Raw genomic sequence first — 11173 nt, 5'->3', positions numbered from 1 at the left:
ACGGGAACTTCGGAGTGGTTCCGGGGCTCACCGTCGCGAGCCCCGGAACCTGCGACCGCCTAGCGGTAGTCGCGCCCGAAGTCGTAGTCGTCCAGCGGCACCGCGGCACCGGTGCCCGTGCCGAACACGTCGGGGCTGTAGTAGCCGTCGTCGTAGCTCGGCAGCGCGTAGGCGGCCGCGCGGGCCTCCTCCGTGGGCTGGACCTGGATGTTGCGGTACCGGTTGATGCCGGTACCGGCCGGGATCAGCTTGCCGATGATCACGTTCTCCTTGAGCCCGACGAGCTTGTCGCGCTTTCCGTTGATCGCGGCATCGGTGAGGATCCGGGTGGTCTCCTGGAACGAGGCCGCGGACAGCCACGACTCCGTCGCCAGCGAGGCCTTCGTGATCCCCATGAGCACCGGACGGCCCGAGGCCGGCTCGTTGCCCTCGGAGACGACCCGGCGGTTCTCCGACTCGAACTCGCCCCGCTCGGCCAGTGCGCCGGGCAGGAACTCGGTGGCACCCGAGTCGATGATCGTGACCCGGCGCAGCATCTGCCGGACGATCACCTCGACGTGCTTGTCGTGGATGTCCACGCTCTGCGTGCGGTACACCTTCTGCACCTCACGCACGAGGTGCAGCTGCACCTCACGCGGGCCCATCACGCGCAGCACCTCGTGCGGGTCGGCCGTGCCCTCGAGCAGCAGCTGACCCACGGTGACGTGGTCACCGTCGGCCAGGGGCCGCTCGGCACCGTCGACCGAGGTCATCCCGAGCCACTGCCGCTTGGACAGCTTCTCGTAGACGATCTCCTCGCTGCCGTCGTCCGGCACCAGCGTGATCTTCCAGAACCGGTCGCCGTCCTCGATCCGGATGCGGCCGTCGACGTCGGCGATCGGTGCCTTACCGCGCGGGACCCGGGCCTCGAACAGCTCGGTGACACGCGGCAGACCGGTCGTGATGTCGTCTCCTGCCACACCGCCGACGTGGAACGTACGCATCGTCAGCTGCGTGCCGGGCTCACCGATGGACTGCGCCGCGACGATGCCGACCGCCTCGCCGACGTCCACCAGCTTGCCGGTGGCCATCGAGCGGCCGTAGCACCGCCCGCAGATGCCGGTCGCCGACGCGCAGGTCAGCGCGCTGCGCACGCGGATCTGCCGGACACCGGCCGCGACCAGCGCGTCCAGTGCGGGGTCGCCGAGATCGCCGCCGCGGGCGACGATGACCTCGCCGTCCGGACCCGTGACCTCCTCGGCGGAGGACCGTGCGTAGACCGAGGTCCGCAGGTAACGGTGCGGGATGAGCCGCCCGTCGCTGGTCTCCTCGGTCACCTGCATGGTGACCGCACGCTCGGTGCCGCAGTCGACCTCGCGGACGATGACGTCCTGCGACACGTCGACCAGACGACGGGTCAGGTACCCCGAGTCGGCGGTCCGCAGCGCGGTGTCCGCCAGACCCTTCCGGGTGCCGTGCGTGGAGATGAAGTACTCCAGCACGGACAGGCCCTCGCGGAAGTTCGACTTGATCGGACGCGGGATGTACTCGCCCTTGGGGTTCGCGACCAGGCCCTTCATGCCCGCCAGCTGGCGGACCTGGGCCATGTTGCCTGCCGCACCGGACTGCACGATCGTCGGGATCGGGTTGTCCGGCGGGAAGTTGGCCTCCATCGCACGCGCGACCTCCTCGGAGGCCTGCGTCCAGATCTTGACCATCTCGTCGTTGCGCTCCTGGTGCGACAGGGCGCCGCGCTGGTAGCGCTTGTTGATCTGGTCGGCCTTGACCTCGTAGCCGTCCAGGATCTCCTGCTTGTTCGGCGGGACGACGACGTCGTCGATCGCCAGCGTCACGCCGGAGCGGGTGGCCCAGTAGAAGCCGGCGTCCTTGAGACGGTCCAGCACCTGCGCGACCTCGGTCATCGAGTACCGCTCGGCCAGGTCGTTGATGATCGCGGCCTGACGCTTCTTCGGCAGCGGCTCGTTGATGAACGCATAGTCCTGCGGCAGCAGCTCGTTGAACATGACGCGGCCGAGAGTGGTCTCCGCGCGCCAGATCCCGTCGTCGCCGATCTCGGCACCGGCGGTCGGGGTGACCCCGGGCAGCCGGATCTTGATCGGCGCCTGCAGGTGCAGCACCTTCCGGTCGTAGGCCATGATCGCCTCGGCCGAGGAGCCGTAGTAGGCCCCCGCCCCGGTGGCCTCCTCGCGGAGCCGGGTCAGGTGGTACAGACCCGTGACCATGTCCAGACGCGGCATGGCCAGCGGACGGCCGGACGCCGGCGAGAGGATGTTGTTGCTCGAGAGCATCAGCACCCGGGCCTCGGACTGCGCCTCGGCCGACAGCGGCAGGTGGACCGCCATCTGGTCACCGTCGAAGTCCGCGTTGAACGCCTCGCAGACCAGCGGGTGCAGCTGGATGGCCTTGCCCTCCACCAGCTGCGGCTCGAAGGCCTGGATGCCCAGGCGGTGCAGGGTCGGCGCGCGGTTGAGCAGCACCGGGTGCTCGGAGATGACCTCTTCGAGCACGTCCCACACCTGCGAGCGGCCACGCTCGACCATCCGCTTGGCCGACTTGATGTTCTGCGCGTGGTTGAGGTCCACCAGGCGCTTCATCACGAACGGCTTGAACAGCTCCAGCGCCATCTGCTTGGGCAGACCGCACTGGTGCAGCTTGAGCTGCGGGCCGACGACGATGACCGAACGGCCGGAGTAGTCGACGCGCTTGCCGAGCAGGTTCTGGCGGAACCGGCCCTGCTTGCCCTTGAGCAGGTCGGACAGCGACTTGAGCGGCCGGTTGCCCGGGCCCGTCACCGGCCGGCCGCGGCGGCCGTTGTCGAACAGCGCGTCGACGGCCTCCTGCAGCATCCGCTTCTCGTTGTTGACGATGATCTCGGGCGCGCCGAGGTCGATCAGTCGCTTGAGGCGGTTGTTGCGGTTGATCACGCGGCGGTACAGGTCGTTCAGGTCCGACGTGGCGAAGCGGCCACCGTCGAGCTGCACCATCGGGCGCAGGTCCGGCGGGATGACCGGGACGCAGTCGAGCACCATGCCCATGGGCGAGTTGCCCGTGGTCTGGAACGCCGCGACGACCTTGAGCCGCTTGAGCGCGCGCAGCTTCTTCTGGCCCTTGCCGCTGCGGATGATCTCGCGGAGCTTCTCGGCCTCGGCCGGGATGTCGAAGTTCTTCAGCAGCGTCTGGATCGCCTCGGCGCCCATGGCGCCGGTGAAGTAGTCGCCGTAGCGGTCGTAGAGCTCGCGGTAGATGCTCTCGTCCGCGATCAGCTGCTGGACGTCGAGCTTGGAGAACGTCGTCCAGATCTCCTCGAGCCGGTCCAGCTCGCGCTGGGCACGGTCGCGGAGCTGGCGCATCTCCCGCTCGCCGCCGTCCTTGACCTTGCGCCGGACGTCGCCCTTGGCCCCTTCGGCCTCGAGCTCGGCGATGTCGGCCTCGAGCTTCTGGGCCCGGGCCTCCAGGTCGCTGTCGCGGTTCTGCTCGACCCGCTTGCGCTCCACGCTCATCTCGTTCTCGAGCGTGGACATGTCGTTGTGACGCAGCTCGGTGTTCACCGAGGTGATCACGTACGCGGCGAAGTAAATGATCTTCTCGAGATCCTTCGGCGCCAGGTCGAGCAGGTAGCCCAGCCGGCTGGGCACACCCTTGAAGTACCAGATGTGCGTGACCGGGGCGGCCAGCTCGATGTGGCCCATCCGCTCACGCCGCACCTTGGCGCGGGTGACCTCCACGCCGCAGCGCTCGCAGATGATGCCCTTGAAGCGGACGCGCTTGTACTTACCGCAGTAGCACTCCCAGTCCCGGGTCGGACCGAAGATCTTCTCGCAGAAGAGCCCGTCCTTCTCCGGCTTCAGGGTGCGGTAGTTGATGGTCTCGGGCTTCTTGACCTCGCCGTGCGACCACTGGCGGATTCCCTCGGCTGTGGCCAGGCCGATACGCAGTTCGTCGAAGAAGTTGACGTCGAGCACGTATGTCCTCTGTTCCTCTAAGGCTTTCGGCTACTGAGAAGAAGGCCGCTGGGCCTAGTTCACGACGTCGTCGACGGTCATCGACTCGGAACCGGGACGGCTGGACAGGTTGATGCCCAGGTTCGCCGCGGCACGTTCGAGGTCCTCGTCGTCCGAGTCACGCATCTCGATCGCCGCCCCGTCGCTGGAGAGCACCTCGACGTTCAGGCACAGCGACTGAAGCTCCTTCAGCAGCACCTTGAACGACTCGGGGATCCCGGGCTCGGGGATGTTCTCGCCCTTGACGATCGCCTCGTAGACCTTGACCCGGCCCACGACGTCGTCGGACTTGATGGTCAGCAGTTCCTGCAGCGTGTAGGCCGCGCCGTAGGCCTGCATCGCCCAGCACTCCATCTCACCGAAGCGCTGGCCACCGAACTGGGCCTTACCGCCGAGCGGCTGCTGGGTGATCATCGAGTACGGGCCGGTGGAACGAGCGTGGATCTTGTCGTCCACCAGGTGGGCCAGCTTCAGGATGTACATGTAGCCGACCGCGACCGGGAACGGGTACGGCTCCCCGGAACGCCCGTCGAGCAGGTTCGCCTTGCCGTCCGAGCCGACCATGCGCTCGCCGTCGCGGTTCGGGAGGGTGGAGCCGAGCAGCCCGGTGATCTCGTTCTCGCGCGCACCGTCGAAGACCGGCGTGGCCGTCTTCGTGTCGGCGGGCACCGAGTAGAGCTCCTCGGGCATCTTCGACGCCCACTCCGGCGTCCCTTCGATCTCCCAGCCGGTCTTGGCGATCCACCCGAGGTGGGTCTCCAGGACCTGGCCGATGTTCATCCGTCGCGGCACACCGTGCGTGTTCAGGATGATGTCGACCGGGGTGCCGTCCTCCATGAACGGCATGTCCTCGGCCGGGAGGATCTTGCCGATGACGCCCTTGTTGCCGTGGCGGCCGGCGAGCTTGTCACCGTCGGAGATCTTGCGCTTCTGGGCCACGTACACCCGGACCAGCTCGTTCACGCCCGGCGCCAGCTCGTCGTCGTCGTCGCGGGAGAAGACCCGGATGCCGATGACCTTGCCGTTCTCGCCGTGCGGGACCTTGAGCGAGGTGTCGCGGACCTCGCGCGCCTTCTCGCCGAAGATCGCGCGCAGCAGCCGCTCCTCCGGGGTCAGCTCGGTCTCGCCCTTCGGCGTCACCTTGCCGACCAGGATGTCGCCGGGCTGGACCTCGGCACCGATCCGGATGATGCCGCGCTCGTCCAGGTCGGCCAGCACGTCCTCGGAGACGTTCGGGATGTCCCGGGTGATCTCCTCGGCGCCGAGCTTGGTGTCCCGGGCGTCGACCTCGTGCTCCTCGATGTGGATCGACGTCAGCACGTCGTCCTGCACCAGGCGCTGCGAGAGGATGATCGCGTCCTCGTAGTTGTGGCCCTCCCACGGCATGATCGCCACGAGCAGGTTCTTGCCCAGCGCCATCTCGCCGTTCTCGGTGCACGGCCCGTCGGCGAGCACCTGGCCCACCTCGACCCGGGCGCCCTCGTCGACGATCGGCTTCTGGTTGTTGCAGGTGCCCTGGTTGGAGCGGCGGAACTTGTTCAGACGGTAGGTCTGACGCAGGCCCTCGTCGTCCATCACGGTGATGTAGTCGGCGCACAGCTCCTCGACCACACCGGCCTTCTCGGCCACCACCACGTCGCCGGCGTCGACCGCCGCGCGCAGCTCCATGCCGGTTCCGACCAGCGGCGACTCGCTGCGCAGCAGCGGGACGGACTGACGCTGCATGTTCGCGCCCATCAGGGCGCGGTTCGCGTCGTCGTGCTCGAGGAACGGGATCAGCGCGGTCGCGACCGACACCATCTGGCGCGGCGAGACGTCGATGTACTCGACGCCGGTCGGCGCGATGAGGTCGACCTCCTCCTTGCGCCGGACCAGGACGCGGTCGTCCACGAAGGAGCCGTCCTCGTTCAGCAGCGCGTTGGCCTGCGCGACGACGAAGCGGTCCTCCTCGTCGGCGGTCAGGTAGTCGATCTGCGTGGTGACGATGCCGTCGACGACCTTGCGGTACGGCGTCTCGATGAAGCCGAACGGGTTGACCCGCGCGAAGCTCGACAGCGACCCGATCAGGCCGATGTTCGGGCCCTCCGGGGTCTCGATCGGGCACATCCGGCCGTAGTGCGACGGGTGCACGTCGCGGACCTCCATGCCCGCGCGCTCCCGGGACAGACCGCCCGGGCCCAGCGCGGACAGGCGGCGCTTGTGCGTCAGCCCGGCCAGCGGGTTGTGCTGGTCCATGAACTGCGACAGCTGCGAGGTGCCGAAGAACTCCCGGATCGCGGCCGTGATCGGCCGGGTGTTGATCAGGGTCTGCGGGGTGATCGCCTCGACGTCCTGCGTCGTCATCCGCTCGCGGACGACGCGCTCGGTGCGGGACAGCCCGACCCGCACCTGGTTCTGGATCAGCTCACCGACCGTGCGCAGGCGGCGGTTGCCGAAGTGGTCGATGTCGTCGGTCTCGACCGGGATCTCGGTGTCACCGTTGACGACCATCGAGGTGTCGCCGGCGTGCAGCCGGACCAGGTACTCGATGGTGGTGGCGACGTCGTCCTCGGTCAGCGTGCCGACCGACGGCTCGACACCGACGCCGAGCTTCTTGTTGGCCTTGTAGCGCCCGACCTTGGCCATGTCGTAGCGCTTGTCCTTGAAGAACAGGTTCTCCAGCAGGGCCTGCGCCGACTCGCGGGTCGGCGGCTCGCCGGGGCGCAGCTTGCGGTAGATGTCGAGCAGCGCCTCGTCCTGCCCGGCGGTGTGGTCCTTCTCCAGCGTCGTCATGAGCGTCTCGGAGAAACCGAAGCGCTCGGCGATCGCCTCGTTGGACCAGCCCAGCGCCTTGAGCAGCACGGTGACCGGCTGGCGGCGCTTGCGGTCGATGCGGACACCGACGGTGTCGCGCTTGTCGACGTCGAACTCGAGCCAGGCACCCCGGCTCGGGATGATCTTGACGGAGTAGACGTCCTTCTCCGTCGTCTTGTCGATCGAGTGGTCGAAGTAGACACCCGGCGAGCGGACCAGCTGGGACACCACGACGCGCTCGGTGCCGTTGATGATGAAGGTGCCCTTGTCCGTCATCACCGGGAACTCACCCATGAACACCGTCTGGCTCTTGATCTCGCCGGTGGTGTTGTTGGTGAACTCCGCGGTGACGAACAGCGGGGCGCCGTAGGTCATGTCCTTGTCCCGGCACTCCTCGACCGAGGCCTTGACCTCGTCGAAGCGGGGGTCGGAGAAGGACAGCGACATGGAGCCGGAGAAGTCCTCGATCGGGGAGATCTCGGTGAGGATCTCCTCCAGACCGCTGACCGGGAGCTCGTCGCCGGCCTCGATCCGCCGCTGGAACCAGGCCTCGCTGCCGACCAGCCACTCGTAGGACTGGATCTGCAGGTCGAGGAGATCAGGGACCTCCAGCGGCTCGTGGATCTTCGCGAAGGTGACCCGGGTCGGCGCCCCTGGGTAGTTCGGGTTCGCCGTACTGGCAAGGGTCGAGGTGGTCGCGGCGGCGCGGGAGACAGCCAAGATGCGTCCTTCCGAGAACTGCGCTTCTCGTCTGGCGTACGCCGGGGCCGGGCGCTACCGTCTCCTCCGATCCCGGTGGATCCGATCGATCGGATCCGGCCCACCGGGTCGGACGGCAGCAGAACCGGCTTCGAGGCACGCCGTCTGTTGTCGGGCGCGGCCCGCGACCAGATTTCGCGAACACCCCACCGGACAGCTCTCCGACGACCGTCACCGGTCCGGATTTTCCGACAGCGTGCACGCGAGACCTGGACGCAGGCAGCGCAAAGGAGAAGTCTAGCCGCTCGAAGGGCAGCTGTCGAGACAGGTCGCCGAGTGAAGCAGTAAGGCAACCACCGAGACCTAAGAGTGACCTGCCCGGCGCACCGAGTCAAGCCTCCACGCGTCGTCGAGTGGTTCCTTCTGCGGGACGACCGGCTCCCTGCTCCGCCGACCGGGAGCTTCGCCGGGTGGCGGTGCACGGGTGGGAACGTCGAACGGTCGGGGGTGTATTCCTCGCCACGGCGTGTCCCGCGGGCACACGCGGCGCACGGGCGTCCCGTGACAGGACAGAAGGAGGGGCGGGACCCGTCGGGTCCCGCCCCTCCTTCTCGTGCGTGGTGCCCGCGTGGGGCTCCGTCAGGTGACTACTTGACGGAGACCTTCGCGCCGGCCTCCTCGAGCTTCGCCTTGGCGGCCTCGGCGGCCTCCTTGGCGACACCCTCGAGCAGCGCCTTCGGGGCGGCCTCGACGAGGTCCTTGGCCTCCTTCAGGCCCAGGCCCGAGACGACCTCACGGACGACCTTGATGACCTGGATCTTCTTGTCGCCCGCGCCGTCGAGGATGACGTCGAACTCGTCCTTCTCCTCCTCGGCGGCCGGGGCCTCGCCCCCGCCACCGGGGCCCGCGGCCGCGACGGCGACCGGAGCGGCGGCGGTGACGTCGAAGGTCTCCTCGAACTTCTTCACGAAGTCCGACAGCTCGATGAGGGTGAGCTCCTTGAACGCGTCGAGCAGCTCGTCGGTGGACAGCTTCGCCATGGTGGCGGTCCTTTCTTCCAAAGATGATGGTGGATACGTGGCTGAGTGGTCAGCCGAGTACAACGGCGGTGCGCGATCAGCTCTCGGCGGACGCCTCGGCCGGCTCTGCGGCCTCGGCGGTCTCCGAGGGGGCCTCGGCGGCTGCGTCGGCGGACGGGGCCGTGGCCTCGCCCTCGGCGGCCTTCTTGTCGGCCAGCGCCTGCGTCATGCGCGCGACCTGCGAGGCCGGCGCGGCGAAGAGCCCCGCGGCCTTGGACAGGTTCGCCTTCATGGCTCCGGCCAGCTTCGCCAGCAGGACCTCGCGGGACTCCAGGTCGGCGAGCTGCTCGACCTCGGACGTGGACAGGGCGCGCCCGTCCATGTACCCGCCCTTGATCGACAGACCAGGGTTGTCCTTGGCGAAACGCTTGATCGCCTTCGCGGCGTCGACCGGCTCGCCCTTGATGAACGCGATCGCCGTCGGTCCGGCGAGCAGGCCGTCCAGGCCCTGCACTCCGGCGTCCTCCGCCGCACGCTTGACCAGGGTGTTCTTGGCGACGCGGAAGCTCGCGTCGTCGCCCAGGTCACGGCGCAGCTGGGTGAGCTTCGCGACGCTGAGTCCGCGGTACTCGGTGACCACCGATGCGGACGCATCCCGGAACCGGTTGGCGATCTCGTCGACCGCCGCGACCTTGTCGGATCGGGCCATCCCTGCCTCCTCTCGGGTGGTGTGCGGACCACCGCTTCCGACCCGAGATACGACGAACGCCCCGTGCGCAGTCGGCACGGGGCGTACAGGGAACGGGCACACGCGGGCGCCCGGATCCGGCCTCGTCCTCCTGCGCGGGCCGCCCGTTCGAGATGGGCCTTCGTACGCCCCTTCGGGCGCAGACCTGCGGTCTTCGGTGGAACTGTGGCAAGAATACGCGAGGTCCCCGGCCCCGCGGCGGGCGGGGTCCGGGGACCGGCGTGCACGATCGCCGAGGTCAGGCCGGCGACATGCCCGCGATCTTCCAGCGGCCGTCGACGTTCTGCGCGTCCACCCGCAGCCGCGCCGCCGCGCCGCCCTGCTGACGGGCCCCGCGGTCGTCCACGCGCGTGATCACCTGGTTGACGAACAGGTAGACCGTCGCCCGGTCGCCGTCGATGCTCGCGACCGCCGACTTCGGCACGGTCGCGGTGACGACCGCCTGCTGCTGGGGCGCCAGCTGCCGCACGTTGCCGAAGATCTGGTCGAACTGCTGGTCGAACGGCGCGGTGATGCCGGCGCGGGCGTCGGCCTCGGCCTGGTCGAGGCGGGCGAAGTCGAACGAGTACACCTTCGTCACCGCCTCCCCGATCTGCTCGCTGACCGCCGCGGTCGTCCCGACGTCGCTCAGTGCGGTGTTCGTGGCCGCCCCCGTGAAGCGCATGCCGAAGAAGGACACGGCGAAGAACACGGCGGCCGCGGAGAGCAGGACCGTCACCGCCAGCAGCAGGGCGGTACCCCGGCGGGTCGTCGGTGCGGACGGCATCGGGATCCGGCGCCGCCCACCGGACGACCCCGCCGCGGCATCCCCGGCGTCACCCGCGGACTCCGGCTGCTCCGGGCGGTCGTACTCCGTGCGGTCGAGCTCGGGCCGGTCGTCCCCGGAGCGCTCGCTCCCGGCTCCCGTGCCCTCCGCGACGCCGGGCGCCGCGGCGCTCCCGCCGACGGGCCGCATCGGGTCCCGTGTCGTGGTGTCCGCGTCGGAACGCTCCGCACGGGGGCCAGGTTCCTGCCGGGCAGGCGGGGCGACGCCCGTGCGCTCCTCGACGGCCAGCGTGCCCTCGGCGCTCTCCTGCGACTCGGTGTCGGACGGTCCCGCGGTGCGCGGGCGCCCGGCCACCTGTGGGCGGCGTGGCCCCCCGGTCGGACGGCGGCGGTTCGTGGACATGGCGGTGACCTCCTGGTGTCGGTCGACCTCGTGGGTGGCCCGGAGGCCGGGATGCGGGGCGCGGGGACGCGCCCGGCGCGGACGGTCCGGGAGTGGCTCAGCCGCCCCCGCCGGGCGTCAGCAGGGGATCGAGGGCGCTGACCTTCCAGCCGTCCGGCGTCTTCGTCATCTCCGCCTCGATCCGCTGGCGGGTCACCGTGGGCTGCTGGCCCTCCGGCGTGACCGTCACGTCGACGCCGACCAGCACGCGGGCCACGCCGGCACGGGAGTCGAGCTCGCCGACGGCGGCGTCGGCGACGGTGGCGCTCGTGGTCCGCTTCTGCTGCGTGACCAGCTGGGCGTAGGCTTGGCGGTTCTTCTCGAACTCGTCGCGCACCGAGCCCGTGGAGGACTGGATCCACAGGTCCAGGCCGCCGTCGGCGTTGTGGAAGTCGAGCGTGTTCAGGTTCAGCACCGCCTGCCGGGCGTCGCGGAGCACCGCGTCCCGGTCGGAGGCGATCGAGACCGAGTCGCTGTTCAGCGAGACCAGCCAGAGAGCGCCGAACACCAGGGCGAGCACCGCGGCCACGACCGATGCGATCGGGAGCGCGCGGGCCAGGCCGCCGGCGGGCGCCAGGGACGCCGGCTCGGGTGGCGGACGCTCATCGGTGGGGACGGACATGGGGAGCTACCTCCTCGGGCTGCGGGGGCACAGCCGTCAGGCACCGCCCAGGATCTGGGCGAAGTCGGTGACGAGTGCCGGAGC

Annotated in this window: 6 protein-coding genes; all 6 read right to left on the bottom strand. The window is 69.3% G+C overall.

Translation table 11 applies throughout. The features are described 5' to 3' along the window. Positions 1 to 59 precede the first annotated feature (59 nt). The 6 genes from I4I78_RS23825 to I4I78_RS23800 all read right to left on the bottom strand — a co-directional run bounded on the left by I4I78_RS23825 (position 60) and on the right by I4I78_RS23800 (position 11089). Positions 60 to 3962: a DNA-directed RNA polymerase subunit beta' gene (locus I4I78_RS23825; protein WP_218613708.1), complete on the bottom strand. Its 3903-nt coding sequence runs from the start codon at positions 3960 to 3962 to the stop codon at positions 60 to 62. A 54-nt stretch (positions 3963 to 4016) separates the two neighbouring features. Further along, positions 4017 to 7514, bottom strand: coding sequence for a DNA-directed RNA polymerase subunit beta (locus I4I78_RS23820; protein WP_218613707.1), 3498 nt, complete (start codon positions 7512 to 7514; stop codon positions 4017 to 4019). 626 nt (positions 7515 to 8140) lie between these two features. Beyond that, positions 8141 to 8533, bottom strand: a complete 393-nt coding sequence (rplL, locus tag I4I78_RS23815) for a 50S ribosomal protein L7/L12 (protein ID WP_218613706.1) — start codon at positions 8531 to 8533, stop codon at positions 8141 to 8143. A 76-nt stretch (positions 8534 to 8609) separates the two neighbouring features. Then, positions 8610 to 9221 carry a 50S ribosomal protein L10 gene (gene rplJ, locus I4I78_RS23810; RefSeq protein WP_218613705.1) on the bottom strand — a complete coding sequence of 204 codons (612 nt, stop codon included), beginning with the start codon at positions 9219 to 9221 and terminating at the stop codon, positions 8610 to 8612. 277 nt (positions 9222 to 9498) lie between these two features. Beyond that, complete coding sequence (locus I4I78_RS23805; RefSeq protein WP_218613704.1) at positions 9499 to 10428, bottom strand: hypothetical protein; 930 nt, start codon at positions 10426 to 10428, stop codon at positions 9499 to 9501. A 97-nt stretch (positions 10429 to 10525) separates the two neighbouring features. Continuing rightward, positions 10526 to 11089, bottom strand: a complete 564-nt coding sequence (locus I4I78_RS23800) for a hypothetical protein (RefSeq protein WP_218613703.1) — start codon at positions 11087 to 11089, stop codon at positions 10526 to 10528. Positions 11090 to 11173 lie beyond the last annotated feature (84 nt).

The organism is Pseudonocardia sp. KRD291 (assembly GCF_019263595.1).
Classification (GTDB): Bacteria; Actinomycetota; Actinomycetes; order Mycobacteriales; family Pseudonocardiaceae; genus Pseudonocardia.
This window is presented reverse-complemented; position numbering and strand designations above follow the sequence as displayed.

Bases quoted from the DNA above. Each gene is read 5' to 3' on its own strand.
- rplL (WP_218613706.1), bottom strand. From the start codon at position 8,533: ATGGCGAAGCTGTCCACCGACGAGCTGCTCGACGCGTTCAAGGAGCTC.
- rplJ (WP_218613705.1), bottom strand. From the start codon at position 9,221: ATGGCCCGATCCGACAAGGTCGCGGCGGTCGACGAGATCGCCAACCGG.
- I4I78_RS23805 (WP_218613704.1), bottom strand. From the start codon at position 10,428: ATGTCCACGAACCGCCGCCGTCCGACCGGGGGGCCACGCCGCCCACAG.
- I4I78_RS23800 (WP_218613703.1), bottom strand. From the start codon at position 11,089: ATGTCCGTCCCCACCGATGAGCGTCCGCCACCCGAGCCGGCGTCCCTG.